Genomic DNA, 26,226 nt, shown 5'->3' with positions numbered 1-26,226 from the left:
CTTCATCTAACATGCGTAAGTTCAGTCCTAACCCGTCGATTTGACGTCGTTTGAATTTCAGACTCAGGTACGATGCCTATCAATCGACGATTTTGGGAAAGGCACAAGCAATGGCCGATTTCAGTACCTACAAGGACGCATTCCCGCATGCCAAGCTTACTCTCTCTTCAGAGGGCGTGCTAGAAGTGGTTCTTCACACCGATGGCGGCACGTTGATATTCAATGGCCACACCCATGAAGAGTTCGTCGAACTCTTCCGCCAGATTGGCCAGGACAGCAAAAATCGTGTGGTCATTCTTACAGGTGCGGGCGAAGCGTTTATCGATCTGATCGATGTCGATGGCTTCGAGTTCTTCTCTCCGCGCGGATACGATAAAATCTATCGCGAAGGCAAGAAGGTGCTGGCGAATCTCATCGACGTTCCGGTACCGGTGATCGCTGCGCTCAACGGACCGACTACGGTTCACTCGGAATATGCCCTTCTCGCGGACATCGTGATCGCAACACCCGAAACGATATTCCAGGACAAGCCACACCTTGAGTTCGGCATCGTCCCGGGCGATGGGATCCACTCACTTTGGCCCGAGGTCATCGGCTCGATCCGTGGCCGTACCTTCGTGCTCACCCAGCAGATCATCGGCGCCGAGGAAGCAAAAAGCCTGGGCGTCATCAGCGAGATCCTTCCAGGCGACCGCTTGTTGCCGCGGGCGCACGAAATCGCACGCCGTATCGCGCAGCTGCCGCCGCTTACTGCCAGCTATACCCGGCTTGTTTTGACGCAGAAGCTACGGCGGATCGTCGACGAAAGCGTCGCATTCGGTCTGGCGCTTGAGGGTATTTCGGCCGCGGACGTCGCGCGCTTACAGGCACCCTAGGGCCTACAGATGCGCTAAACGCAAAGTGCGGAGAGAGGCTCCGCCCACTTCGTTCCATGCGCCGCGCGCGATGTCGTCGTCTGTCGTCGGTAGGAATTGTAGTTGGTCTGCCTCGGTGTCCGGCCTGCCTAGGTAGGCTCGCCGGACTGCTCCTCTACCAGGGTGATGGCGGTGGCGGCGGTCGCCGATAACCGTACCGTCTGCCCCTCGATATCTGCGACCAGTCCAAGGTGGACAAAGTGGTGATGGCCTTTATGGCGTCCTTCGCCGCTGTCGTGTTTGGCCAGCCTGATCCTGCTGCCGATAACGCGATCGACGGTTCCCAGATGGACCCCGTCGGCCCCGATCACCTTGATGTTCTTCTTCACGCCATTATTCTTCACTTGACTTCTCCTCATGCTGGCTATGTTCGTCGCGTCGCCGGCGAGCACCTCAAGAAGCGCTTCCTGATCGGCGATGCGCTGCGACGCGCGATCGTCGTCAGCGGCGCCGGAAAAGGCGGCAGCTCGCTCGACCAGCTCGCGAATGTTCTCCCTGACAGCGTCGATCTCGGCGATAGTTGGCACGACTTCAGGCACGAACGTTCTCCTTGATGGGCACCAGGATGCCGGCCTTGTGCTTGGGAATGTGCGTTAGTGCCCGGTTGTTCAGCACTCGGTTCGTGACGCGGCGTTTGAAGCACATGCTCCCTGGTCTGTTATCTTTTCACCGCATGGCAGCGGGACGCCCTTGATTGATCTCTGCAACAGAAGCCGGCCGGCCGTACATCGACCGGCCGCAGTTACGCCGGTCTTCGGGAGGGCGTGGGAGGGAACACCGGGTATGCTTAAGCTACACGGTGCGCCGGAGGCCTGCTTTTCCTGTATTGGCGAGCTTAGAGCAAAGTTGCGCCAACGTAGGGGCGGCGTCCATTCCTCCCTTACGTCCGGCAGCACAGCGAGCGAAGTTCGCTCGTGGTGCTGGTGCGCAGTTGGGAAATTGCTGCACGCCGGCTAGAATTTCAGGTAACGCGCGCCCGCCATTTCGAACCATAGACCATGCGGCGTCTGAACGGCTCTCATCAGAACGCAATCGCAATCGGTACAGTTGAGAACCGCTCCCATGGGAGCGGCATGTACGACCAAAGAGCCGACGCCTCTCAGGGTGTCGCATTCCTGACATCGGATTTGTGCGAGTGTGATGTCGGGAACGAAGAGATCATGAAGAAGACGTACGGCAGCATTGCCATCGAGTAGGAGGTCGGAGACGTTATCAACCATGGCATTCATCCTCCAGAGGGGCCGAAGCGTTCCGTTTTGATTGAAAGAGGCTCAAATCCAAGTTCGATCAGAATGCCGGAGACGGTCTCCACGAAATTGGTGGGACCGCATACATAGATTGCCGGGTTCTGCTCGGGGGGAAAGCAGGTCTTGGTGAGCAGCGCCTTATCAATTCTTCCCCGGTGCCCCTTCCAATCGTTCGGTTGCTTGCGGGTAAGCGCATGGACGACACGCAAGTTGACATCGCGCCGCGCTATCGCATCGAGTTCTTTTTGATAGATGACATGTTCCAGGCTTCTCGTTGAATAGATCAGCAAAGCCTGACCGCGGCCGGGGCCAGAGACTCTGTCACGATGGCGGAGCATCGCCATCAGGGGCGTGATACCTGTACCGCCCGCTACAATAGCCGCCGATGGGCCCCCTCAGCTGAAGTTGATCGCCGACGCGAAGCTCGTCGAGGAGATAGGGGGAAACCTCGCCATCATTCACCCGCTCCACGGTCAGGGAAAGAAGTTCATCTTCGGGGGGAGAGGCGATCGAATAGCTGCGCTGCGCCTGGTAACCGTCGTCGGCGGTGAGCCTGATATCGACGTGCTGGCCCGGCAGATGTCCGGGCCAGCACGTGGCCCACAGTAGAAGGCTCTTTACGCGCGGCGTTTCGATGATGATGTCGCGAACTTCGGCCAGCTGCCACTCAAGCCGACGGGACGAACGCGATGTATCAGTCACCGTCATATCGCTGTTCTTTCTAGGGATCACCATAGTTGTGATATCCCAGCGACTCCCAAAAGCCACGCTCGTCCTTTTGCATGAAACGTATTCTGCGCACCCACTTGGCGCTTTTCCAAAAGTAGAGATGCGGCACAAACAGGCGGGCGGGGCCACCATGAGCCGGGGCGATCGGCAGGCCATCGTATCGGGTCACGATCATGCCTTTGCCGCCGACGAGATCCGCAACAGGGACGTTCGTTGGGTAATCCCCATCGCAATGAGCCATGATGTAGGGTTCGGGCGGTTCCGAAAGGCCTACAGCTCTCAAGAGATCGTCAAACGTCACGCCCTGCCATTCGGTATCGAGCTTCGACCATTTGGTGACGCAGTGGATGTCGGTCTTGATCGTGGTCTGCGGCAGCGCCTCGAATTGGTCCCAGTTCCACTTGACGAGCAGCGAGCCGCCTAGCTGAAGCGCAAAGCTCCAATCCGCCACTGTGACCTGGGGCGTGGGGCCAGCTGAAAGAACCGGGAAATCGGTCGTCACATACTGCCCCGGCGGTATACGGCTCCTTTGAGTCTGTTCCTGCCGCTTCGGCTTAAAGCCTCGTGAAATGTGTGTCTTGTTCATGAAACAAGCCTTTCGCCTTAGGGAGCCGCCGCACGAGAAGCGGCATTGTTGTGTTTCGATCGTATGACGATCGCGCAAATTATTGTTGGCGCAAGATCACGCGCGTGTCGACCAGCCCGGCGCCAAATCCGTCAAGACTGAGAAAGTCGTAGCAATTGGCGACGCGCTACCGCACGACCGCTCTGTTATCTCCTATGCTGTTCAAGATGAGTTCATCAGGTGCTGACGTGAAACCACGCCAGCAGGAATCGCAGGAGAGAAAGCGATGCGCATGAAAATGCGGGTTATAGCTGCCGTAGTTGCCAGTGGTGCAATTGCAACGACCGTGTTCCTGGAAACGATCTCGAATAGCCGCGCTCAGACGAAGGCGCGGTATTTGCCCGAGTACACGGCCTCTGGCGATCTTATCCTGCCGAAGGATTTCCATGAATGGGTGTATGTCGGATCGCCACTCACTCCCAACGCGCTCAACGGCGGCCACGCCGGCTTCCCGGAATTTCACAACGTCTACATCGAGCCGGGCGCCTATGAAATCTACAAGAAGACAAACGAATTTCCCGAAGGGACGATCCTCTTCAAGGAGCTCCAGCTCACCCTGCCGGCAGAAAATCCCGATGGTTCGCGAACCGAACCATCGGGCAGGGGCTACTTTCCCGGACCCTGGAATGGCGCTGATGTGACCGTCAAGGATTCCAAGCGTTTTGCCGCTACCAACGGATGGGGATACTTCAACTTCAATCACCATGAGCCCAAAGCCCCGACGGCCAAAGTAAAGGCAAAGGAGGAATGCGCGTACTGCCACATCGCGAGCGCCAAGAAGGACGAGGTCTGGACCCAATTCTATCCGCTGTTGGACAAGTAGTCCGGCGTGCGCGGCGTCAGCTGCCCCGAGCAAGGACACAGTCATGAGAGTCGTTCACGCCGCAAGTTTCGGCATTTCAGCAATGGCAGCGATCATCGCTATTGCGGGCCATGACTGGACGGAGGCAAATGCGGCCGGCAAAGAGTCCTACGCGGAGGCCGTCGTCGACGCGGCCGGGAATCTGGGTGTCCCGCGCGACTATCGCACCACCTACCAGTTCCTTGGAAGCTGGGCGATAGCAGGCGACGCGGGCCGGGGCTCGAAGGAACTGCACGCCGTCCTTGCGTCGCCAGGAGCAATCGACGCCTATCGCAAGGATGGGCAGTTCCCTGACGGTACGGTGCTCGTCAAGGAAGTATTCCAGACGACCACCCAGGAAATGACGACGGGTACGGTTAGCCGTGCCCAAACGTTGAAGGGCTGGTTCGTCATGGTGAAGGACAGTGTTGGCCATCACCCAGGCCACGCATTGTGGGGCGATGGCTGGGGCTGGGCGTGGTTCGACGCTTCCAATCCCTCAAAGACGACGTCGACTGATTACAAATCCGATTGTCTTTCCTGTCATGTGCCGGCGCAGGCATCTGACTGGGTCTACGTCGATGGCTACCCGCCGTTGAGGCGATAGCGGCAGCGCAGTTCATCGAAGGTCAGTTCAACCTAACGTGTTTTCAAGCCAACCAAGAGGAGCGACGAATGGCGAAAGAAGCAAATATGAAAGAGATGTCCATGTCGAAAGGACCGGGGGGCCATCTTTACATCCAAACGAACGAAATCGAGAATGCAATTATCCACTACGAGCGGAGCGCGAGTGGTGCGCTTACCGAGGTGGAGCGGATCGGCACGCGTGGTGCGGGCTCAGGCGAATTCAAACCGATCAGCGGCCAAGAAAGCGCACCCAACTCTTATGAGGGCGCGGGAAGCGTCATGCTCACACCGGATCGCCGCTTTCTGTTCACGACGAATGGTGGAGACAACTCCGTTTCGAGCTTCCGTGTGAGCGAGGACGGCCGGCTTACGCTGCTGGACGTCAAGCCGACGGGTAACCCTGTGGAAGGAAGGAGCGGCACTGCCAAATCGCTTGCATTTGCTCCTTCTACTCGAACGCTCTTCGTATTGCACTCGTTCGGCGCCGATCACCTCCGGCTGATGTCTGTTGACGCCGAAGGCAAGCTCACGGCGCGCCCGGAACGGTACACGGTCAATACGTATAGCAAGAGGAACCGCGTAGCCACCATGGTCGTAGTCTCGCCCAACGAGGAGCTCGTTCTTGTCGGCACCACTTTCGACGAGCCAATCGCGCTCACAGGCTTTTATCCAGATGGCTCGCCTATTCTCTGGGTCCAGCGGGCTGGCGGCGCGTTGCACTCAATCGCATCGAATGCTCCAGATCCCGACGGCCTCGCCGCATTCCCCCTGCAAAAGGATGGCTCGCTCGGCACGGCCAGGTTCTATGACGCGAGAGGCGGCTCTCCGTTCTACATCGCCTTCCTGCACGAACGGCCGGATACCTTCGTCATCGGATACGCCGTCGGTGACGGATGCTCCATGGGCACCATCGAGAAAGACGGCACGGTCAACATCGGCCCGCTCGTAAAGATCGACACGAGCGCAGGCGTGCCGTCCGAGCTGTGCTGGCTGGCGGTCTCCCCGGATGATCGAATGCTGTACGCGACGAACTTCGGCTACAGCAACATCTGCAGCTACCACATCAATGGCCGCGGCCTGGAAATCGCGCGCGATCCCGCCTGCCCGAGGATTCCGGGGGACGGCACAGCCAGGGGGCTGAACGGAACGGTGACCAGCGGCCCCAGCGATAGCTGGATCACGTCGGACGGCGCGTATCTCTATCAGATCTACGGAAATGCCTCGAAGCTGGTTGGCTACGCTACTCAGTCGGACGGTTCGCTTACGGAGATCACCAGCGCCAAGATTCCCTACAACAGTCCGCAAGGGCTGGCGGGATTCTGATTCTACTCTCACAACACGGGTTCGGGCGTGACCGGCTTAGCCAATTGTCACGCCCACCCTCGTTTTGCCAGCGTCAAACGACCTCAGTAACGCGCTCTCCCTCTCAAGAGTTTATCGACGCGATGTTTGAAGCAACCCACCAGCACCATCCCGGAGAGCATACGAACGTTCCCCGCTCGTCGACCGGGTCTCGGCAAAGTCCCCGCGATACCGATCTGCAGCGCGCCAAGGGAGGCGGACGAATTGTCCTGAGCGGCTCCAGGAATGGCACGCGCATCGCGGACGTTTATCAGAAGTTTCCAACTCGCGTAATGTTCCCGATGATCGGCGATGGTGCGGTGAAGGAGGCAGTCATCATAAATTCTGCAGGCGGGATCGCCGGCGGAGATCAAATCGAACTCGAGGTGATCGCGCTCGCCGACGCGTCTGTCGCCGTAACGTCGCAAGCCGCCGAAAAGGTTTATAGGGCCCTGGACCAACCTGCATGTGTTGCGACGAAATTGAAGGCGTACGATGCCGCGAAACTCGCATGGCTTCCTCAGGAGACAATCATTTTCGATCAGGCGAGGATTCGCCGGAAGACGGAAGTTGAGCTTTGTTCCGGAGCCGAGCTGATTGCGCTCGAGTGGCTCGTGCTTGGCCGCGCCGCTCATGGAGAGGATGTAGTCAGCGGGTACGTAGCGGATAGCTGGCGGGTCAGAAGAGATGGCCGGCTCATCTGGGCGGACGGCTTTCATGTCGCCGACGATGTGTTTGCGCAGCTGCACAGAAGGGCTTTGCTTGCGAACTGCAAAGCCGTTGGGACGATGATCTATTTCGGGCCTGCTCTCGATAGGCGGCTGCAAGTTCTGCGCGAAATTGCTGCGACCCTCGCATGCCAGTGCGCCGCGACGTCTGTCGGCGCGCTCGTCATCGTGCGCTTTGCCGCAGAGGCGAGCGCTGACCTAAGGCGCGGGCTCCGTAGCTTGCTCGAACAATTCAGGCACGAGCTGGGGCCGGGTCCCTTCGGAGTGCCGAAGATGTGGTCATGCTGACGGTCGTCATGGAACGGAGGTCATCTTGAATCTCACGCCACGGGAAAAGGACAAGCTGATGATCGCCCTGGCCGCGCTGGTCGCGCGAAGGCGGCTCGCGAGAGGCGTCAAGCTTAATTATCCGGAAAGCATCGCCGTAATCGCAGACTTCATCATGGAGGGAGCCCGCGATGGAAAGTCTGTCGCCGAGCTCATGTCCGCAAGCGGTACGGTCTTGACCCAGGATCAAGTCATGGAAGGCATTCCCGAGATGATTCATGAAATGCAAGTGGAAGCGACGTTCCCAGACGGAACCAAGCTCGTACCGGTTCATAACCCAATTCGTTAGGAGCTTATGATGCAACTGTTCGTGTTCGGCATGGTGTTTGTCGAAACGTTCGTCTCGCCGGCAGTCGCTCATGCCGGCGTGGGGCGGATCCAGTCGTTCACTGCCGGAATTGCCCATCCCTTAACTGGAGCAGATCACATTCTTGCAATGACGGTGGTTGGTCTCTGGAGTGTGCTCACCGGTGGCCGCGCCATCTGGGCTTGGCCAGCGACCTTCACGGCAGCCATGCTTGGAGGCTTTGCGGCGGCAACTCTCGGCTTGCAGCTCTCGTTCGTCGAGCCGGCGATCTGCGCGTCAATTGTCGTTTTGGGGCTGCTCCTGGCGTTCGGGGTGAGTGCGCCCGTCTGGATGGGTGCAGCGGTCGTCGGGGCTTTTTGCATTTTTTCACGGCCACGCTCACGGAACAGAGATCGCGGCGGCCAGTCTCGTTCCCTATGCTGCCGGTTTCACATTTGCCACTGCCGCGCTCCATGCAGCGGGCGTCGGAGCTGGCCTTTGTTCGAGAGGCATGATCGGAAAGATCGCATTGCGCGCGACCGGCGCGTTCGCGGCGTTGATCGGGTTGTCTGTGATCGGAGGCTGACATGATTCCCGGCGAGATTTTCCCCGTATCCGGTGAGATTGTCCTGAACCCGGACAGGGCAGCCATCTCCGTTAAAGTTGCCAACACGGGCGACAGGCCTATTCAGGTCGGCAGTCATTATCATTTCGCGGAGACCAATGCGGCTCTCGATTTTGATCGGAATGCTGCGCTCGGCTATCGCCTGGACATTCCGGCAGGGACCGCCGTGCGTTTTGAGCCTGGGCAATCCCGTGAAGTCTCGCTGATCCCCTACGGCGGTACCCGGGTGGTCTGTGGTTTCAATCAGGCGGTCATGGGAGCCCTGCCACGGTAGCGTAGCGCCGCATCGCTTCGTGGTCACTGAGGTAAATGGAAATGCCCCACGCAATGAGCCGTGCCGCCTACGCGCAGATGTTTGGACCGACAGTCGGTGACAAGGTGCGACTTGCGGATACCGACCTGATCATCGAGGTGGAGAATGACTTCACCACCTACGGTGAGGAAGTGAAATTCGGTGGCGGGAAAGTCATCCGGGACGGCATGGGCCAGTCGCAGCGTACGCGCAGCCAGGGAGCCGTTGACACCGTTATCACCAACGCGCTGATCCTTGATCATTGGGGAATTGCGAAAGCCGATATCGCCATTAAGGACGGGCTCATTGCCGCTATCGGCAAGGCGGGCAACCCCGATGTACAGCCGAACATCGGCATCATCATCGGACCGGGGACCGAGATTATCGCTGGGGAAGGCAAGATCATCACCGCGGGCGGTATCGACACGCATGTGCACTACATCTGCCCGCAGCAGATCGAGGAAGCGCTCTACTCGGGGCTCACCACGATGATGGGCGGAGGGACCGGGCCGGCGGCCGGAACGACCGCCACGACCTGCACGCCGGGACCTTGGCATATTCAACGGATGCTGGAGGCAGCCGATGCCTTCCCGATGAATCTCGGTTTTTTCGGCAAGGGGAATGCAAGCCTGGCCGCCGGCCTCGTTGAGCAGATCGAGGCCGGAGTATGCGGCCTCAAGCTGCACGAAGACTGGGGCGCGACACCGGCAGCCATCGATTGTTGCCTTTCTGTCGCAGACGACATGGACGTGCAAGTTCTGATCCATACCGACTCTCTGAACGAAAGTGGCTTCGTCGAAGATACCATTGCCGCCATCAAGGGCAGAACCATCCATACTTTTCATACCGAGGGTGCCGGCGGCGGACATGCGCCTGATATCATCAAGGTGTGCGGTGAAGAGAATATTATTCCGGCTTCGACCAATCCGACGCGGCCCTACACGGTGGATACTCTGGATGAAGCCTTTGATATGCTGATGGTCACCCATCATCTCGACCGTCGTATTGCCGAAGACGTCGCCTTCGCTGACAGCCGCATCCGCAAGGAAACCATAGCGGCAGAAGACATTTTGCAGGATCTCGGCGCGTTATCGATTGTATCGTCGGACAGTCAGGCCATGGGCCGCGTCGGCGAAGTGATTATCCGTACGTGGCAGACAGCCGACAAGATGAAAATGCAGTTCGGACCGCTGTCCGGAGAAACGGGCGATAACGATAATCTCAGGGCGCGACGCTACATCGCGAAATACACGATCAATCCCGCTATAGCGCAGGGCATTTCCGCATACGTCGGCTCAATCGAGATCGGAAAGCTTGCCGATCTCTGCATCTGGGATCCGGCCTTCTTCGGCGTCAAGCCCGACATGGTTCTCAAGTGCGGAACAATCGCTGCAGCAATCATAGGAGATCCTAACGCTTCGATTCCAAGTCCGCAGCCCGAGTACTACCGGCCAATGTTCGGCGCCTTTGGACGCTCCTTGACCAGGAGTTCGGTTACGTTCGTCAGTCGGGCATCGCTGGAGAAAACGAAGATGCTCGGACTTGCGAAAAGGCTTCTTCCAGTCTCAAACACCCGGAAAATCGGAAAGCGTTCCATGAAGTTAAACAGCGCGACCCCGCGCATCGAAGTCGATCCGGAAACCTATGAAGTGCACGCGGATGGCCGCCTTCTCACTTGCGAGCCCGCAAAGGTGCTGCCAATGGCCCAACGCTACTTCATGTATTGATATGCCGTGCGCCCTCAATGTGAGAACCATGGCGGCAATATTTATCATGAATAATGAAAACCTCGCGTCTTCACCGCTTGCAATCTTGAGGCTGCAGAGCTGGCTTTCGCCGGCATTTCCCAACGGAGCCTATAGTTACTCGCATGGACTCGAGTGGGCCGTCGAAGTCGGGCACATAGACGACCGCGACAGTCTCGTTAATTGGCTGGCGGCAGATCTTTGCTACGGTTCGGGGAGGAACGAAGCGATCTTCTTCTCCGAAGCGTTTCGCTGCGCCGTCAATGATGACAAGGCCAGGCTTGCCGTCATCGCGGAATTGGCTTCTGCCTTCCGGGGGACATCGGAACTGGCGCTCGAATCGTCGCAGCAGGCGGCGGCGTGCCTGGCAACCCTGCGCCAGGTGTGGCCCCATGGCATCCTCGACCTGCTTTCGCGCCTATGTCGCGAACGCCAAGTTCAGCCTGTTTTGGCTGTCGTTCTTGGAGCTCGCTCGGCAATGGAAGGTATTGCGGCGGACCTCGCGCTGCCTGCCTTTCTCCATAGCTACGTCGCAAACCTAGTAACTTCTGGCGTCAGGCTAGTCCCCCTCGGCCAGACCGACGGGCAGCTTGCGATTGCAGCGCTCGAGCGCGCCGTTTTGTCTGCGAGCGCCCAAGCTTGCGTCGCTACGATCGACGATCTCGGGTCTGCAGCATTCATGGTCGATTTAGCATCCATAGCGCATGAAACTCAATACACGAGGTTGTTTCGGTCATGAGTGCAATTGTTAGGAGGGATCCCCAGCTCGCCATCAGCGCAAGTCATCATGGTCCGTTCCGCGTTGGAATCGGAGGGCCCGTTGGCTCAGGAAAGACTGCGCTCGTTGAGGCGCTCTGCAAGCGGCTCCGTAGCGACTACGATATCTACGTGATCACGAATGACATTTATACCAAGGAGGATCAGCTGATCCTCACTCGCGCGGGAGCGCTGCCGGCAGAACGCATCATGGGAGTGGAGACAGGCGGCTGTCCGCATACCGCAATTCGGGAGGATGCTTCCATGAACCTTGCTGCGATCGCAGACATGAACCAGAAATTCGCGCAGGCTGAACTTTGTTTCATTGAGTCGGGAGGTGACAACCTTGCTGCGACCTTCAGCCCCGAGCTTGCGGATTTGACGATCTACGTGATTGACGTTGCGGCGGGTGAAAAGATACCCCGCAAAGGGGGGCCCGGCATAACGCGGTCCGACCTTCTCGTCATAAACAAGATAGACTTGGCGCCGCTGGTGGGAGCAAATCTTGCAATCATGGAAGCGGATGCGCAAAGAATGCGCGTGACGCGGCCGTTCATCTTTTCGAACTTGAAAAGCGGGGAAGGCGTCCATGGGATAGCAAGCTTTATTCTTAAAAGAGGCGGCCTCGCCAGCATGGCTGTCCAGCACCGCTAAGCGTTACCTGTCGCCCTTGGCTTTGCTGCGAAGGGGAGAGAATAGTTCAGGCGGCGTGGCCGCGCTCGCTTGACGGCTATGTTTTTGCGGATGCGCTGGGCTGCACGGCAAACGGTTGCAGATCATCCTCAGGTCGCCACCTAGCAGGCTGCTGAAAAACCGACAAATCGAGGCATTGTGGTTCAGAGATTCCGGTGATGTTTTCGATTATATGTGGCTCTGCTGGTAGTCCGAACGACGGCTTGGCGATGCCGCAACGAGTTTGGGAATGCGGATCAGATTGTAGGCGATCAGGTTAAGTATGAAGTCCCGGCGGCAACGCGACAGATGCCGCGATGTTTTGTTTTGCGCATCGTACCGTGCTGCTTGCCACAGCCGAAGATGCATTCGATCATCGCACGGCGCGATTGTGACATGCCATAGCTCTGGTGACGCGTGGTCCGTTCGTCGATGGCGCTTCGGCGGCACTTGCCGGTCTTGGTGATGCCATTGTTCTGGGTCACGTGCGGCGTGACGTTGATGGCGCGAAGATTGGCCACATGATCGGCCGTGTCATAGGCCTTGTCCTCGCCGGCGGTGATGCGGTGGCCGGCCTCCCTGGCCTTGGTTTTGAGCATCCTCTCCGAGGCGCGACACTCGGCGGTGCCGCCGGCGAGCGTGACCATGCCGGCCACAGCCAGCCCATGCCGGTTCTCCATCGTGGCGTGGCCCATGTAGCAGAGCTTTGCCTCTCGTCCGGCGGCTTTGCGGTAAAGCCGACTGTCGGGATCACTCGTACTCGCATGCGTGTCATTCTTGCGCGTCTGGCCGTGGAAGTTCGCGCCGTCGCCGTCATCGCTGCCGTCCTTGGGGCGGAAGCTCTTCGGGGAGGCCCAAGCCTCAAATCAAGGCCCCGTCCACCGAAAAATGCTCGTCCGACAACAGCGGCTTGACCTGAGGATGGTTCAAAAGTCGGGTCATGAACTTCGTAAATACGTCGCCGCCCTGCAGCCGCTCACGGTTCTTGGTGAAGCTGGTCCGGTTCCAGAGCGGATCGTCCGGCGACAACCCCACGAACCAGCGGTAGAAGAGATTGAAGTCCAATTGCTCCATGAGCTGTCGTTCCGACCGAATGCCGTAAAACACCTGCAGCAGCAATGCGCTCAGTAATTGATCCGGGGGTCGAGGAGCGTCCTTCTCGAATAGAGCTCCAAAAGCTACGGTTTAGCTCGCTCAGCACATCACGGATAAGCGCCCGAATCCTCCTCAGCGGATGGTCCGACCGATGCACCGCGCATGCGAGCACCCCCGATCCCCGATAACAAACTTGAATCAGCAAATTCTCGCTACCGTGAGGGTTTTTTCAGCAGACTGCTAGAACTATTGGAACGGCCAATGGACGTTCCGCAGCGGCGACAGATGTTAAGTTTCCGGTCAAGCTCGGCGTCCAATAGTTGTTGTTTGGCATTAAAGATCGACAGCTGTTTCTGCACGGCATCGTCTTCCGCCGAGTTTGGAGCAAAGACGTGTCCTCGCGGCTGAACACGTACGCTTTCAGGCGCGTCAGATGAGACTGGGGGCGACGCGACCATCGATGGTTCAGCGAGCACGGCGGCTGGGGCGGCGGCCAAAGCGAAGAGCATTGCGGCAACTGGCAAGGACTGGTGCATAGGTGGCTCTTTGACGTTCAAACTCGATCTCATGGTTCAATGCCGCAAATGGCGGCTGGAAAGCGTGTGGTTGGTGCGGACTTCGCCGCCACTTACGAAACTTGACCACCAACCGAAATCGCGGACAACGTTGACCGCTCTGTAGGGTGGCTAGTGAAGTCGACGTATAGGTAGCAGCCCTTGGAAAATCTGCTTTCGTGGACTTGTCGCGGTTGAAGTAATCTTGCGGACTTTAGGCGGACTAAGTGCGCCGAACATGCCGATGATGGAGCAATGCAATTACCTAGGCTTGTTGACGCGATCTCAGTATTGTTCAGTGGTGCGGCTTAAGACCGAAGCACTCCTTTGTTCGCTCGATCATGGTCTGCGCCGCATCGACCTCGGCCTGACGAATGGCGCGGGACGCCTCGACGTCAACGATGACGCCGAACTTCACGTCGGTGAGATAGTTGTCGGAGTAAGCGAAGAATGCCGATCCCTTGTGAGCCCCAGTCCACTGGGCCGCGGGATCGGATGGCGAGACAAACCTCGGGACGACGTCGCTGGCGGCGCCCCAAGCCGTATCATCCAGGGTTGCCAGATATTCCTTCACCGCGCGGTTGGCGCTCTTCGGATCGTCGATCCCTGCGCCAATCCTGACCCGCGATCGAGCGTTGCTTATTGGCGTCAGCCTGGATCAGGCTCGCATCGACGGCAAAACCCCTCGCCCCCAACCAGACTGGCCGCGATGCATGTCTCGACGACCGCTCAAATACGCGACGAAAAACATTTCCGTCACAGAAGCGCTCGTTGCGGGCGCGCGAGAACGCCGAATGATCCGGGATCGCATCCTCGAGGCCGAGCTTGCAGAGCCAACGATAGGCAAGGTTCACCTGCACTTCACGACAGATCAACCGCTCCGAACGGATCGCAAAGACATATCCCACCACGAGCATCCGGATAATCAGTTCCGGATCGATCGAAGGACGACCCATGAACGAACAATGAGGTGCAAGTTCGCCACGAAGCCAAGACAGATCGAGAGCGGCATCGATCTTGCGCACTAGGTGATCTTCAGGAAACTGCGTCGCCAAGATGAAACTCGCAGAACAGCCGACCTTCGTCACTCTTCAGACGGCCCATCATGCTCGCCGAGATTCGCGCAACACAACGGAATCACGGTTCGCCGCCTATCTCAGCCGACTTCCTGCAACAAAATCTGCCAGAAGCGGACCTCATTGCCGCAATAACGCCTAAGGCGGGGCAATCGCAGCGGAGCGCGGCATCTCAACCCTGAACATCATGCTGATGAAAGAGGTGTTGCGGGCCGCCCCCGCCTCTTCGAGAAGACACGGATGCACGTGAGATGTCGCAGTTTCTGCTAATTTCCGGCACGTTTTACGGCGCTTGGTTCTGGGACAAAACTATTGGCGCTCTCGAAAAGTATGGTCACCAGGGTCGCGCGATCGATCTGTCCGGCCAGGGTCAAGATCAAACACCGCTGAAGAACGTGACTCTCGCGGCGATGGTCAACACGGTTGTCGCTGCCTTGACAGAGCTGCCAGGGCCAGTGGTTCTGATCGGCCATTCCATGGCCGGCATGGTGATCTCAGCCGCCGGCGATAAAGCGCCCGAGCTGATCAAGATGCTGGTTTACGTCTGTACATTCTTGCCGCGCGATGGAGAATCCCTTCTGTCAATCGAACGCCGCAATCCGAAGATGATCGTGCCGAAGAGCATGACATTCGACGCGGACCAGACCGTCGGTACTTTGATGTCCGAAAAGGCGCGCGAACTGTTCTATCACGAATGCACGGACGCCGATGTTGCCAGTGCATGCGCACGCCCGCGCCCGCAGGCTCTTTCGGCGTTCGAGAATCCGATTCATCTGACAGCTGACCGGTTCGGCCGGATTTCGCGGGTCTATGTTGAATGCACCGAAGATCACGCGCTAGCCATCGAGATGCAGCGCGACATGATCGCGAAATCCCCGCCGGCCGACGTGCGCAGCCTGCCTTCGAGTCATTCCCCGTTCCTGTCGATGCCGAACGAACTGGCGGCGGTGTTGTTTCGGACTTGTGAGAGTGTAGGCTTGCGCCGAAGGTGTGGCGGGAATGTTCCAGCATACCGAGTGAGCCTCGACATTTGCACGGATTGCTGTTGATGGAGTCCATATGGTGCAGCGCGATGCCCGCCCCCGCGGCTCTAAGTGTTCCACAAGCCGGAATGATACTTGATGGCGTTGTAAGTCCGCTAGACTGCATCTCCCTTCCACAAATGAGGCGACTCACCCTCGATTGCGACGAGGGTTACCCGGATGGGCCGGCAGAGCCTCAAACAAGGAGGGCGAGTCGTGGGCCATCATACCGAAGCCTTTGTCGGAATCGATACGTCAAAATCGCGTAATGCAATCGCAATTGCCGATGGCGGCCGTGGCGGCGAGGTGCGGTATCTCGGAGAGTTTCCTGCCACGGAGGCAGCGATCCGAAAGCTCGTGGCCAAGCTTGCAGCGAAGTACCGTCATCTGACGTTTTGCTATGAAGCGGGGCCGACAGGATATGGTCGCTACAGACTGCTCAAGAGCCTGGGCCACGAGTGCCTGGTAGTGGCACCCTGGCGCGTTTTGAAGAAGGCCGGCGACCGAGTGAAGACGAACCGGCGCGATGCGGTGAGCCTCGCCAAGCTGTTGCGCGCGGGGTGGGTGCCAGACGAGCGGCATGGGCCATGCGCGATCTCTCTCGCGCCCGTCAGGCAGTGAAGAAGGACGTCCAGGGCAAGCGCCAGCAGATCTCCTCATGGATGCTGCGGCTGGGCAGCGCATCGCATTCGAAGAGCTACTTGAGGGGATACGCCAGGAAAGCGAGCGCGTCGAGCGTTTGGAGAACAGGCAGGCGCTGCACCGGGTGCGCGTGCGGTTGTCGGTCAGCGCGCGGACATCAACCAGATCCGCGCCTTCAAGGGCTGCGCTTCCTGCGGGCCGAGTTGCCGGGCATCCTGGCCACGCGAACCGATGCGCTCTCGCCCCGCCTGTTGCGCAATCTCGAGGATCTGTCGGCGGCCTGGCGCCGCCTGGACGCGCGAATTGAGCGGCTCTCCAGCGACATCGAAGCGTTGGCTCGTCAAGAAACCAAGGCTGTGAGCAACTGATGACGGTCCCGGGCTTCGATCCGCTCATGTCGAGCGCGATGGTGACCGCGATCGGCACCGGCGATGCGTTCTCGAAAGGCCGCGACTTCGGCGCCCGGCTCGAGCTCGTGCCGAAACAGCTATCGACCGGCGACCGCACAGTCTTCGGCAGCATATCGAAGCGCGGCAATCTCTATTTGCGCAGTCTGTTCGTTCAGGCCGCCTGGGTCGTGTTGGTCAAGGTCGGGCCAAAGCATTGGAATCGCTACGGGCTCAAGTCGCGGATCGAGGCCACAAGGAAGCACCTACGCCACAACGTGCTGGCGATCGCGCTCGCCAACAAGCTCGCCCGCATCGCCTGGGCGGTGCTTCACAAGCGGCGCGGCTTCGCGTGCGTCAGCACCAATGAAGCCGCGTACCGAGGCGCTTAATCCTCGCGCCGTGCTCGGGCACGTCAAGGCGCGGCCTGGCAACGCGGCGCGAGAGGCAAGGCACGCGCGACGGCCAACCTTGACGGTCCCTGCGCGCGTCGGCCTTGCAACCATTGGTCCGGACATGGGGTAATCGCGGAGCACGCTCATTGCTAGCCTCTGCGCACTGATTCCCTATCCGAGGAGCAGTACAATGCAGCCGAATGCCCAGTATGTTGGCCTGGAGGTGTCGCTTGAAGAGACCAACGCTTGCGTTGTCGATGAAGCCGGTCGAACGCTTTGGCGAGGATGTTGTGCGTCGACACCCGACGACATTGAGCAGCCTATCTGTAAGCATGGCCAAATGCCGTGCGCGTGGGCCTTGAGACCGGTATGCTGCCCACGCCAGGTGCAGTCATGAGGCGCTTGGCGATCGGATCGGCCGACGCTCGGCAGCACAGAGGGCTGTCGAAGACAGCAATTTGCTCCTGCAGGGTAGCAATCAGCATTGGTTCGACAATCGTCAGCAGTACATGAATGTCCTCGATCGCCGTCCGAACCGTCCGGATGTATCGCCGCTGGCTGCCGATTTTGAGAATTACGCCGAAGTTTTTCAACAGTCCGCGGACGGTGTTCTTGATCTTAAAGGGCCGAGCTGGCCTCGGGCGGAGATCATTGCGCGCATCGCATAGGTGTCCATGCTCTTGACCAGCACTTGCCGATACCAGCCGACGCGAACCACTTGGCGATCCCATGCGCGTCGTTGGCGTCGGTTTTGTTAATCTGGAGCGACAACGCTGACTTAGCGTGGCGGGCATCGATGCAATTAATAGGCAGTCGACGCTTTTTCAGCTGGTGAAAGAGCCAGACGGAAAGCATTGCTGCACTTTCGTACATCAGGCCGTCGAAGACCCGCACCGATTTGGGCGCTCGCGGACCGGCATATCTAGGGTGACACCGCGACAATTCCAATCCGGTGAGACCAACAGTGCTGGAGCATCTCCCGCGCCGGAGATCCGGCCATGCGAACGTTGTTGTATGAGGCTGCCTGTGTTTTGTTGCGCCGCTGCTCCCGGCCTTCGGCACTCCAGCAAATGGGGACGAGCATTGATCGAACGATCGGGAAGCAAACGGGCGATCGTCGCCGTGGCACGAAAGCTGGCGGTCATCTTGCATCACATGTGGCGTGATGGAACGCCGTTCCGGTGGAACGCCCACGCCTTGGTTGCTTAAGTAGCGCTGCCGAGGGCAGCGACTGACGCTAACGTCGGCTAGCGTGTGGTGTAGAGTTGAAACTGGCCGAACATTGTGTTCGCTTGGTGCGCGAGCTCAAGCCTAGCGCTTTGCGCCCCCGCCTTCGGCCGCTTTGGGCTTGACTTCACCGTACCAAGCGAACGTTGGCTCGCCACGGCTTCGACGGAAAGAACCAGCATTCTTGCGAGTGCTGAGAATGGAAAAGAAAGGACTCGCATGACGGGCCGCGATTAGAGAACGAAGGAACGGCCGCCAGGCACGAACAAAGGAACAGTGCAATGCCAGGAGGCTATCGATGACGTAATCAACACCTTACGCGCAGCTGACGATTTGTCTAGTTTGAGCGTCTTCGTGCTCGCTGAGCACGCCATCGGTGCGCGGACTGCTTTGCTCGATTTCCGCAAATCGTTATGCTGCACCATCTTCGCACATGGCCTCGGGTTCGATCGACGAACAGAAGCGTGCAGGGCGGCCCTTCGCAGGCTTTCACGTAGGTGAAGTCTTCCGTGCAGACGAGGTAGGCCAGTGATCGCGCCAAGGGAAGGAGCAGCGACTCGGGTGAATGCCAGCGACGCTGAGGACGCCACGCCAGGCTGGAAACCCCTGTTTTCCTCGCTCTGCGCTGATCCTGAACCACGATCTGACCGAACTCTGCTTCGCGCGCCAGAAGTTGGTTGAGTGCTTCGAGTTGACCGAGCGATCGGGGCTCGAGCGTGTGTTTGTAGACAAAAAATTTGAAACCAATCTCTCAGGGCGCGCGCTTGCGCTGCAATCGCATCAAGTTCACCGGGAACAGCGCTCTTCCGGAAACCGTTCCACGCGTCGTCGGGTACCAATCCAGCTTGCTTGATCCACGCGAGAAGATCGCGGGTCCCTCTGCTGGCAACCGCCCGGGGCGCGAGAGTGACGTGACACTGCGAGAATTCATGCCCTCCAGGCATGAGGCGAGGGTCCACCTACGCACCGGCCTGGTCAAGCATTGCCAAGAGTGGTGCCGCATTTGCAGCCGGCGCGATCACTTTACGCGACAGTGTAGTTCGGTATGCGGCTCGAGCGAGCGGCAAACCAAACGCTAGGCGACAGTGAGTGATAGAAGGCCAGGGCTTCCAACCTGGCATCGCGGCACGGCGCAACTGCGCACATCATGCCACGCCACGTTCTCGGACCTGGACAAGCCCCTCTTCCTGGCTTTGTGCCATGCGATCAAGATTGTCCGCATGGCGTCTCGACGCGGACGAAGTCCACGGTCCTCCAGGAGCCGGCAGACCCGGCGACACCCAGGACTCTGATCTCGACGTTACGAGAACGGCGTGATCGGTCGATCTTGCAGCACCCCATCGACGTACAGATCGACGTGTTCGTTGTAGAAGCTGAGCAGGTTTTCGATCTTCGGGCACTCGGGAATTGGCGCCGGATAACTCCACACGATGTCCTTGACGAGCTTGTCGCCAACCCGAGCTGACCAGTAGCGCGCCACACCCTTATAGGGGCATCGCGTAATAGACTCGGTGGGCTCGAGCAGATCCATGCGCACGTCCAGCTTCGGGACGTAATAACGGGTCGGCAGCCCAGTCTCGAAGAGGAGGATGGGCCGGCGAGTTTCACCCAGTGTCACGCCTTCAATCTCCACGCGCACGTGCCTCGAGCTGTGGACCGTGTCGACTCTTGTGTACGGATCTCGAGGATGAACCAAGACCTGCTCATCCTCCTCGAACCACGCGTCCATCTCATCCCAGTAAAAGGTGAGGTGGCCCTCCAGTGCGGCTCGATAACCAGTCGGTTCGATGTAAGCGCGGCCCGCGTTGTGAGCGATGCGATCCTTTACCACCACGCGCCAGCGAATGGTGTCCTCCGCCTGCTGTGTCTGCTCCAGATACTCCATCCGGACATCCGCAATCGGAAACCAGTAGGCCGGCGGCCGTTTCGTTTCATAGACGAGGAGAACGTGCTCGCTGTCGGCGACCAGCTTGCCACCAAAGTACGTCCGTACCCGGCGAGAGCTGCGTTCGATGTGTACTCCCTCCTTCAGCCGGGCCCGCTCCTCGGCGGCTGGAACGACCGATCGTGCGAGTGTCTCAGTCATCTCGAATCTCCTTCCTTTAGACCATAGATTAGGTGCCGGCGTGCCGCGTGCAATGGGGCATGCTGCGCGCCGGGATCGCGCAGTTAGCCGGGCGAACTCAAAATCCCGCCAAGCCCTGCGGGCTGTTGTAAGGAATTTTCACCCGGGTGATCTCGTGGAGCGACCCGTCCGGCCGCGTGGCGTAGCCCACCAGTGTCGAGGCATTTCCGTAGATCTGGTAGAGATAGGCTCCATCCGCCGTAATCCAGCAATCGCTCGGTCCGCTGGTGACGGTGGTATTGAGACCTCTGGCCGCGCCGTCGCCCGGAACCTTCGGGCATGCCGGATCCTTCGCGATTTTCAGGCTGCTGCCGTCGATGTGGTAGCTGGTGATGTAACTGTAGCCGAAGTTCGTAGCGTACACCGTTCGGTCATCCGGGGAGATCGATAGCCAGCACAGCTCAGACGGCAGGCCCGGGCCCGTGTCGATCTTCACGAGCGGGTCGACGTTGATCTTGCCATCTCCATCGATAGTCGCCATCGCGCATCCATTGCCGACGGCGTATCCGATGACGAAGGTGTCCGGCCGGGCGTGCAGGAAGGCGATGGAGAACGGAGAGCCTGCCTTCGCGTCCTGGAACTTGGCTCCCCCAAGTGTGCCGTCATCTCGCACGGGGAATACGACGAGGCCGTCGGGATCCGGCGCATTCGAAGCGATCACCCTGTATTTGCCGTCTGGCTGCTGGACCCACAGAATAGGTGAGCCGTCTGGATACAAGCCTGTGTGAGCGATTGGCTGATCAAACGTGGTGCCGACAAGGAGGAATCTCCCGGTGGGTGAGAGCACGCCCATAGTCGGCACCCGGTCGGTCTTCTCTTGCGTATTGACCGTGTATCGCTCCGGGCGCGTGCTGAGCGTGCCTTCGGCGTCGACCGACATCAGCCGCACATGGTCCGGGCCGAATGAGTGCACCACGAAAAGAATGCCCCTCGAGGGGGCATAGGCCAGGGATTTGGCGGTGCCGCTCTTTCCCTTGACGGGATTCCCTGTCGGCTTGACGTCGCGCCGTGTGAGCCGGCCATCTTTGCTGACGCGAAAACTTGAGACCGAGTTGTCGCCGCCATTGGTCGTGAACAGAAGCTGCCGATCCGGCGAGAGGATGACGCTACCTGCGCCCTCAAAGGCGTTCGGCGCGCTCTCCTGGCCGCTGATCGGCTTAAAAGTCCCGGAACCGGCGCCGCCGGTGGGGACGCGTTCCACCTCGGTCAACACGCCCCTTGCATCGCGACGATAGTGGATGATGGCATTTTGGATTTCGTTGGTCTGCATGTAGAGCGGTCCGCTACCACGATCCGATCTACTATTCTGTGCGGCAGCGATCTCGGGGATGGCGCCGGCAACGGCAGCCCCAGCTACCGTGCCCGCTGCCATCTCTAGAAACGCTCGACGATTTACGAGCTCCGCCTTTTCCGGAGGCATGTCTCTCTCATCGTTCGACATACTTATCTCTCCTTCAATCCGGTCGGATGACTTGATTTTTGCGTCCACCTAAGATCTCGGGTTCGCATGCCACTTTTGAAACCTGAAGCTAATCCAGTTGACGCAGGACCGCGCCACATCGCTTGATGCGATTTTGTCTGTTTTGCGGGATTGCGAGAGAACCTAATCGAGATCCGCATGGATCCGAGCCAATTGCGGACACTTGCCGATTGCCCGGTTGTAAATCGGCGTGGGATCCCGACGCCGATTCACACGCTAAATTATTGATCTACCTGAAGGTAGAGGGGGCAATGTTGAACGCTTATTCACATTCGAGCGCGCGCACCACTTGGACGTCATACTGCTCGATAAGAGGGGCACCTTGACTGAGGGCCGTTTCGGTGTGACGGACGTGGTTGCATTGGCTGGCCTGCGCGAAGAGGAAATTCTCGCCTGCGCCGGAATCGAAGCTCAATCGGAACATCCGATCGCGCAGGCCATGGTTAGTGTTGCCGAGGAGCGCGGCATCAAGCCGAAATCCTCCGGGCCTTCATGAGCCTGCCGGGACGCGGCGCCCACGGCATCATCGACGGACGCAGTGCCAAGATCGTTAGTCAGTCCCGGCTGTGTTCGAGAGCATGGTCTTACGGTCCGAAGCGAGAGGATTGAGCAACTAGCCCATGCCGGAAACTTTGCCGCACCAGAAAGTGCAAAGGATACGCGAAACCAAAGCGGGCGGTCTGACCGGCGCGATGGTTAGTGATGGCGTCAACGACGCCCCGGCGCTGGTCGACTCCGACCTCGGCATCGCGATTGGTGCCGGAACAGACGTGGCGATCGAGTCGGCGGATGTCATCCTCGTACGCAGTGACCCTCGCGACGTATTTACGATCCTGAGGCTCTCGCGGACAACCTACAGCAAGATAGTCTAACAGCCGTCACCATGCCTAGCAAAAGCAGCATGATCACTGGGGCAATGGCGGATAGGATTTGACCATCAGTCATGCCAACGTTCGACCCGCGTTTCCTACGCGTCTCGCCGCAACAAAGCTTCAAGTTTCTCAGTAGTGTGGCGTTTTCCGCTCTCGCTGCGCTTTGCCGCCTCGGTCCACCAGGCAAGATTATCTGCAAAACAAGAAAATGCACGATCGAGCAAGCGTCCCGCCTCGCCAACAGGTTTGCCGTCGGCTGTGAGAATATCTTGCGCCGGCCTTGGTATGAAAGATATTTTGAATCGCCAGCTATACCAACTCGTCGCGCCGATCACAGCTTCCGGGCTTCAACAACACTATCGCCTACGATCTTAGGCCTCATTCGAATTCTCTGCGGTATTTGCTCGGTGTCCAGCCCGTCATCTTGCGGAAGGCCACACTGAACGAACTTGTTTGCGAGTAGCCCAGCGTTAACCCGATCTCCGTGATTGAGATTGCTCGATCTGCCAACAGCAATTTGGCTTGCTCAATGCGTCTATGCACGTGGTATTGATGCGGTGGAACCCCGAAAGATTGTTTGAATGTCCGACAGAAATGATGCTGGCTTAGGCGGACGAGACGCGCAAGTGTGACGAGGCAGATTTGCTCACTCAGGTGTTCTTCGATGTAGCCGAGAACAGCGCGTTTTTGCCAACTGGCGAGGCCTCCGCGATTCGGGGGCGTGTCGCGCACGGCGTTATAGTCGGGGCGGGACAACTCGAGCGCAAGCACGTTGGACAGCGCTGCCAAGTAAGGCGTCCGGTTTGCTTGGCCATTCTCAATGGCGCCCTTCAACTTGGCCGCCGTTTCCCAAACGACGGAGTCCTCGAAATGTATTCTTGGCGCGTACTCAACCTCCCCATCGTGTTGGAGGACGGTCGGATCCAAATACAGAAACGTCACGCGTGTCGACCCAGCGGTCTCAAGCTGCTCTCGATAGGCGTAGCCGGCCGGGACGAAGGTGAGCTTATTTACGAAATTCCGCATTTTGGACGGGACGAATCCTTCAATTGACGTTTCTCCGCTCCGCCGGGCTCCCTCGTTATACATCACCAAGAGGTTGACTGGGCCTTGAAACTGACACTCAATCTTCCTCGCAATCGGCGCATGTATGCTCTCCACGAACCAACCGGGACGACCAGTACCGAGACGCTTCACGAAATCGACCGGCGCAATTTGGACAGTCGGATCAAAAAACCCACCGCCAAGTGACTGCCAGTATTTGATATCGACTGGCGATCTGATCTCCTCCAACTCTCGAAAGTCAATTGCAGCTCGATCTGTACCACCATGTGGCGAGTTTACCCTTTCGGGGTTAACGCTCGGCGTGCTCGTCATCATCGATGTCACCTACTGACTACTTCTTATGCGACATGCTACCTACCCAAGATCACAGGCCCGAAAGTCCGCGCCGCGCTATTCCGACGCAGGTTGCTCCAAGTCCCCGTTTGGTTTTAGTCACAAAAACCAACGTTTATTTTGGTCCTTCCGCGGCAATAGCCGTCGACAAGCGTTGCTCCCCCGCCTTGGAGCGCTAACCCGATTACCAACAACCCATAAATCATTTCTTGGGCTCCAGAGAGGATGACCCCGAGCCGACAGCGAGGCCGTCGGTTCGGGGCACCGATCAGGCGGCCTTGAGGTCGTTCACTTGCACTACCGGAAAATCGATATCGGTCTTGGCGACCTCGTTGACGAAGTTCGTGAAGACGTTCTCAACAACGAGAGCGACGATCTCGAGGACCTGAGCGTCGCTGTAACCAGCTTTACGAACCGCCGCGAGATCTTCGTCGCTGACGTGGCCGCGCGTTTCGGCGACTTTCGTGGCGAAGCGAACCGCTGCATCGGCCTTCGGATCGCTGGAAGAACCTTTCCGGTTGAGAGCGATTTCCTCGGGGCTGATCTTGGCGAGATTCAGTCCCAGAAAGGTGTGGGCCGACAAACAGTAGCTGCACCCATTCACCTCGGCCACGGCGAGCGCGATACGTTCGCGACTTTTGAGATCCAGACTCTCCGTGAGAGCTATGCTGAGACTGGTTAAGCCTTTCAGTGCCGCCGGGCTGCTGGAGAACAGGCGGAACATGTTGGGCACAACGCCGAGCTGCGCCTTAACGGCAGCCAGGATCGGCTTAGAGGCCTCTGGCGCATCGTCCAGAGCGGGAATGGCAAGACGGGACATCGCGATCTCCTTCGTTAGTTGGAAAGTAACAAGCCGGTTGAATCCGCTGACTAGGGACATAGATCCTTCCAAAGAGAACGATAATCCTCTAAATTCGAGAGACATCGTCTTACTGAGCGAGATGATCAAATGGATCGTTTGGAAGCGATGACGATCCTCGTGGCAGTGGTGGACAAGGGAGGCTTCACCGCGGCTGCACGTGCTCTGGGCATGCCTCTTCCTACTGTCAGTCGAAAGCTGGCCGAACTGGAAGCTCATCTCGCGACGCGGTTGTTGAACAGGTCTACCCGGCGGGTTGCTCTTACAGACGCGGGGAGTGATTACCTGTCCGCATGCAAGCGCATCCTTGAGGAGATTCAGGACGCCGAGCGAAAGGTTGCCGGCGAATACGTCGTTCCGAAGGGCGAGCTCGTCATATCCGCGCCCATCGTCTTCGGCAGGCTCCATGTCGTCCCTGTTGTCAGCGAGTTTTTAGCGAAGTATCCGGACATCGATATCCGGATGTTCCTCTCCGACAGGAATGCTCATCTGCTCGATGATGACATCGATCTGGCTGTACGGATTGGCCGACTGCGCGATAGCTCCATGGTCACAACGCAAGTGGGGGTCGTGCGCCAGATCACTTGCGGAAGTCCAAATTATTTTTCGGCGAACGGTGTTCCGAAGGCGCCGCGCGATCTTCAAAGACTTTCCGTCATTACCTTCGAGGCCTTAAATTCAGGGACGTCGTGGTCCTTCGGAGGCAAGAAGGGTGGCGTGCTACCAATCCGACCGCGCCTGTCAGTAAACACCGCAGAAGCCGCGATAGATGCGGCGATTGCGGGCGTGGGTGTTACCCGCGTGCTGTCCTATCAGGCCGCGCAAGCGATCGCGGACGGCAAGTTGCAGGTCGTTCTCAGTTCGTTTGAGCCGGCGGCGGTGCCCGTGAGCATTATCTACGCAAATCAAAATCCACTGCCGCTGAAGACGCGCAGCTTTATCGATTTCGCGGCTCCGCGGCTTCGCGCAAGGCTTTCTCAGCTTGCTGATCGCCCCAAGGAGCAAGCCACGAGGCGTGCCCACGATTCGCAACCACCGCCGTCTTGAAGACGCTGAAGAGCTACGCAAGCTACAGAGGGCCAAGGTCTTTGGGGATCACGGTCCCGGCTCCGCTGCTCGCCCGCGCCGATGAGGTGATCGAATAGTGCTCACTCTTCGGTGCATGAGTCCGGAATTTATGCTGTTGTCTAATTGCTACTGACGCGCCAAGCATATAATTTCGCTCAGGAGACGCCGCATGATGGAGCTTCGCAGGACGAGCCTTCAATGTGGACGACGCACTTTGCTGAGTCAGCAGTGCAACAGCATCAACGGAATGGCTCGGCTCACGTCCCGGCAGG

The 26,226-nt window shown here is 58.6% G+C and carries 27 protein-coding genes and 4 pseudogenes; 19 read left to right on the top strand and 12 right to left on the bottom strand.

Going from position 1 to position 26,226, the window contains the following annotated elements:
* Window positions 1-110: 110 nt before the first annotated feature.
* Window positions 111-875 (top strand): enoyl-CoA hydratase/isomerase family protein, encoded by a 765-nt coding sequence (locus YY7_RS0126195; RefSeq protein ID WP_028165814.1) that lies wholly within the window; start codon window positions 111-113, stop codon window positions 873-875.
* A 128-nt stretch (window positions 876-1,003) separates the two neighbouring features.
* On the opposite strand, the gene YY7_RS0126190 is transcribed toward YY7_RS0126195, so the two are convergent.
* The 5 genes from YY7_RS0126190 to YY7_RS0126175 all read right to left on the bottom strand — a co-directional run bounded on the left by YY7_RS0126190 (window position 1,004) and on the right by YY7_RS0126175 (window position 3,476).
* A complete protein-coding gene (locus YY7_RS0126190) occupies window positions 1,004-1,273 on the bottom strand; it encodes a DUF2171 domain-containing protein (protein ID WP_196237330.1) in 270 nt (89 codons plus the stop codon).
* A 594-nt stretch (window positions 1,274-1,867) separates the two neighbouring features.
* A complete protein-coding gene (locus YY7_RS60680; RefSeq protein WP_155255325.1) occupies window positions 1,868-2,134 on the bottom strand; it encodes a DUF6510 family protein in 267 nt (88 codons plus the stop codon).
* A 5-nt stretch (window positions 2,135-2,139) separates the two neighbouring features.
* Window positions 2,140-2,505 carry a hypothetical protein gene (locus YY7_RS63435; RefSeq protein WP_245287405.1) on the bottom strand — a complete coding sequence of 122 codons (366 nt, stop codon included), beginning with the start codon at window positions 2,503-2,505 and terminating at the stop codon, window positions 2,140-2,142.
* The gene (locus tag YY7_RS63430) at window positions 2,483-2,869 is read right to left on the bottom strand and encodes an FAD-binding oxidoreductase (protein ID WP_245287404.1); all 387 of its coding nucleotides are present in this window, start codon (window positions 2,867-2,869) and stop codon (window positions 2,483-2,485) included. The genes YY7_RS63435 and YY7_RS63430 overlap by 23 nt, the downstream gene beginning before the upstream one ends.
* A 13-nt stretch (window positions 2,870-2,882) precedes the next feature.
* Complete coding sequence (locus YY7_RS0126175; protein WP_028165811.1) at window positions 2,883-3,476, bottom strand: molybdopterin-dependent oxidoreductase; 594 nt, start codon at window positions 3,474-3,476, stop codon at window positions 2,883-2,885.
* Between the two features lie 265 nt (window positions 3,477-3,741).
* On the opposite strand from YY7_RS0126175, the gene YY7_RS0126170 reads away from it, so the two are divergent.
* The 10 genes from YY7_RS0126170 (at window position 3,742) to ureG (ending at window position 11,737) form a co-directional block, all read left to right on the top strand.
* Window positions 3,742-4,338 (top strand): cytochrome P460 family protein, encoded by a 597-nt coding sequence (locus YY7_RS0126170; protein ID WP_028165810.1) that lies wholly within the window; start codon window positions 3,742-3,744, stop codon window positions 4,336-4,338.
* 82 nt (window positions 4,339-4,420) lie between these two features.
* Window positions 4,421-4,963, top strand: a complete 543-nt coding sequence (locus YY7_RS0126165; RefSeq protein ID WP_245287403.1) for a cytochrome P460 family protein — start codon at window positions 4,421-4,423, stop codon at window positions 4,961-4,963.
* A 68-nt stretch (window positions 4,964-5,031) separates the two neighbouring features.
* A complete protein-coding gene (locus tag YY7_RS0126160; protein WP_028165808.1) occupies window positions 5,032-6,306 on the top strand; it encodes a lactonase family protein in 1,275 nt (424 codons plus the stop codon).
* A 122-nt stretch (window positions 6,307-6,428) separates the two neighbouring features.
* The gene (locus YY7_RS0126155; RefSeq protein WP_028165807.1) at window positions 6,429-7,340 is read left to right on the top strand and encodes an urease accessory protein UreD; all 912 of its coding nucleotides are present in this window, start codon (window positions 6,429-6,431) and stop codon (window positions 7,338-7,340) included.
* Window positions 7,341-7,365: 25 nt separating this feature from the next.
* Window positions 7,366-7,668 (top strand): urease subunit gamma, encoded by a 303-nt coding sequence (locus YY7_RS0126150; RefSeq protein ID WP_028165806.1) that lies wholly within the window; start codon window positions 7,366-7,368, stop codon window positions 7,666-7,668.
* Between the two features lie 9 nt (window positions 7,669-7,677).
* On the top strand, window positions 7,678-8,256 hold the full coding sequence (locus YY7_RS65170) for a HupE/UreJ family protein (RefSeq protein WP_433994525.1): 579 nt from the start codon (window positions 7,678-7,680) through the stop codon (window positions 8,254-8,256).
* Window positions 8,253-8,564: an urease subunit beta gene (locus YY7_RS0126140; protein WP_028165804.1), complete on the top strand. Its 312-nt coding sequence runs from the start codon at window positions 8,253-8,255 to the stop codon at window positions 8,562-8,564. Before YY7_RS65170 ends, YY7_RS0126140 begins: the two co-directional genes overlap by 4 nt.
* A 41-nt stretch (window positions 8,565-8,605) precedes the next feature.
* Window positions 8,606-10,309, top strand: a complete 1,704-nt coding sequence (gene ureC / locus YY7_RS0126135) for an urease subunit alpha (RefSeq protein WP_028165803.1) — start codon at window positions 8,606-8,608, stop codon at window positions 10,307-10,309.
* A gap of 28 nt (window positions 10,310-10,337) precedes the next feature.
* Window positions 10,338-11,066 carry an urease accessory protein UreF gene (locus YY7_RS0126130; protein WP_245287402.1) on the top strand — a complete coding sequence of 243 codons (729 nt, stop codon included), beginning with the start codon at window positions 10,338-10,340 and terminating at the stop codon, window positions 11,064-11,066.
* Window positions 11,067-11,098: 32 nt separating this feature from the next.
* Window positions 11,099-11,737, top strand: coding sequence for an urease accessory protein UreG (ureG, locus tag YY7_RS0126125; RefSeq protein WP_028165801.1), 639 nt, complete (start codon window positions 11,099-11,101; stop codon window positions 11,735-11,737).
* Window positions 11,738-11,944: 207 nt separating this feature from the next.
* Here the strand turns inward: ureG and YY7_RS62580 are convergent.
* Window positions 11,945-12,992 (bottom strand): annotated as a pseudogene (locus YY7_RS62580) (IS5 family transposase); the annotation flags it as partial.
* A 716-nt stretch (window positions 12,993-13,708) separates the two neighbouring features.
* Window positions 13,709-14,508: pseudogene (locus YY7_RS63415) on the bottom strand (transposase); the annotation flags it as partial.
* Between the two features lie 223 nt (window positions 14,509-14,731).
* Between YY7_RS63415 and YY7_RS52830 the strand changes: the two are divergent.
* The 4 genes and pseudogenes from YY7_RS52830 (at window position 14,732) to YY7_RS60665 (ending at window position 17,593) form a co-directional block, all read left to right on the top strand.
* The gene (locus YY7_RS52830) at window positions 14,732-15,529 is read left to right on the top strand and encodes an alpha/beta fold hydrolase (protein ID WP_051396919.1); all 798 of its coding nucleotides are present in this window, start codon (window positions 14,732-14,734) and stop codon (window positions 15,527-15,529) included.
* A gap of 189 nt (window positions 15,530-15,718) precedes the next feature.
* Window positions 15,719-16,179 (top strand): annotated as a pseudogene (locus YY7_RS65165) (IS110 family transposase); the annotation flags it as partial.
* Window positions 16,180-16,253: 74 nt separating this feature from the next.
* Window positions 16,254-16,922: pseudogene (locus tag YY7_RS65160) on the top strand (transposase); the annotation flags it as partial.
* A gap of 461 nt (window positions 16,923-17,383) precedes the next feature.
* On the top strand, window positions 17,384-17,593 hold the full coding sequence (locus tag YY7_RS60665) for a hypothetical protein (protein WP_155255320.1): 210 nt from the start codon (window positions 17,384-17,386) through the stop codon (window positions 17,591-17,593).
* Window positions 17,594-18,489: 896 nt separating this feature from the next.
* Here the strand turns inward: YY7_RS60665 and YY7_RS65155 are convergent.
* Window positions 18,490-18,645, bottom strand: coding sequence for a CGNR zinc finger domain-containing protein (locus YY7_RS65155; RefSeq protein ID WP_433994528.1), 156 nt, complete (start codon window positions 18,643-18,645; stop codon window positions 18,490-18,492).
* Between the two features lie 72 nt (window positions 18,646-18,717).
* Here YY7_RS65155 and YY7_RS62020 point away from each other — a divergent pair, with 72 nt between their 5' ends.
* Window positions 18,718-19,005 (top strand): hypothetical protein, encoded by a 288-nt coding sequence (locus tag YY7_RS62020; RefSeq protein ID WP_196237326.1) that lies wholly within the window; start codon window positions 18,718-18,720, stop codon window positions 19,003-19,005.
* A 447-nt stretch (window positions 19,006-19,452) separates the two neighbouring features.
* On the opposite strand, the gene YY7_RS0126080 is transcribed toward YY7_RS62020, so the two are convergent.
* A complete protein-coding gene (locus YY7_RS0126080; protein ID WP_080663851.1) occupies window positions 19,453-20,238 on the bottom strand; it encodes a DUF427 domain-containing protein in 786 nt (261 codons plus the stop codon).
* 97 nt (window positions 20,239-20,335) lie between these two features.
* Window positions 20,336-21,718: a lactonase family protein gene (locus YY7_RS0126075; protein ID WP_245287401.1), complete on the bottom strand. Its 1,383-nt coding sequence runs from the start codon at window positions 21,716-21,718 to the stop codon at window positions 20,336-20,338.
* A gap of 328 nt (window positions 21,719-22,046) precedes the next feature.
* Between YY7_RS0126075 and YY7_RS0126070 the strand changes: the two genes are divergently transcribed.
* On the top strand, window positions 22,047-22,253 hold the full coding sequence (locus YY7_RS0126070) for an HAD family hydrolase (RefSeq protein ID WP_028165795.1): 207 nt from the start codon (window positions 22,047-22,049) through the stop codon (window positions 22,251-22,253).
* 124 nt (window positions 22,254-22,377) lie between these two features.
* Window positions 22,378-22,629 (top strand): hypothetical protein, encoded by a 252-nt coding sequence (locus YY7_RS0126065; protein WP_028165794.1) that lies wholly within the window; start codon window positions 22,378-22,380, stop codon window positions 22,627-22,629.
* Window positions 22,630-23,007: 378 nt separating this feature from the next.
* On the opposite strand, the gene YY7_RS52820 is transcribed toward YY7_RS0126065, so the two are convergent.
* Together YY7_RS52820 and YY7_RS0126055 are read right to left on the bottom strand one after the other, a co-directional pair.
* Window positions 23,008-24,009 carry a helix-turn-helix domain-containing protein gene (locus YY7_RS52820; protein ID WP_245287400.1) on the bottom strand — a complete coding sequence of 334 codons (1,002 nt, stop codon included), beginning with the start codon at window positions 24,007-24,009 and terminating at the stop codon, window positions 23,008-23,010.
* Window positions 24,010-24,295: 286 nt separating this feature from the next.
* Entirely contained in the window at window positions 24,296-24,847 is a 552-nt protein-coding gene (locus tag YY7_RS0126055; protein ID WP_028165793.1) for a carboxymuconolactone decarboxylase family protein, read from the bottom strand.
* Between the two features lie 129 nt (window positions 24,848-24,976).
* Between YY7_RS0126055 and YY7_RS52815 the strand changes: the two genes are divergently transcribed.
* Window positions 24,977-25,933 carry a LysR family transcriptional regulator gene (locus tag YY7_RS52815; protein WP_051396916.1) on the top strand — a complete coding sequence of 319 codons (957 nt, stop codon included), beginning with the start codon at window positions 24,977-24,979 and terminating at the stop codon, window positions 25,931-25,933.
* Window positions 25,934-26,226: the final 293 nt, after the last annotated feature.

This window comes from Bradyrhizobium elkanii WSM2783 (assembly GCF_000472865.1).
Lineage (GTDB): Bacteria > Pseudomonadota > Alphaproteobacteria > Rhizobiales > Xanthobacteraceae > Bradyrhizobium > Bradyrhizobium elkanii_A.
This window is presented reverse-complemented; position numbering and strand designations above follow the sequence as displayed.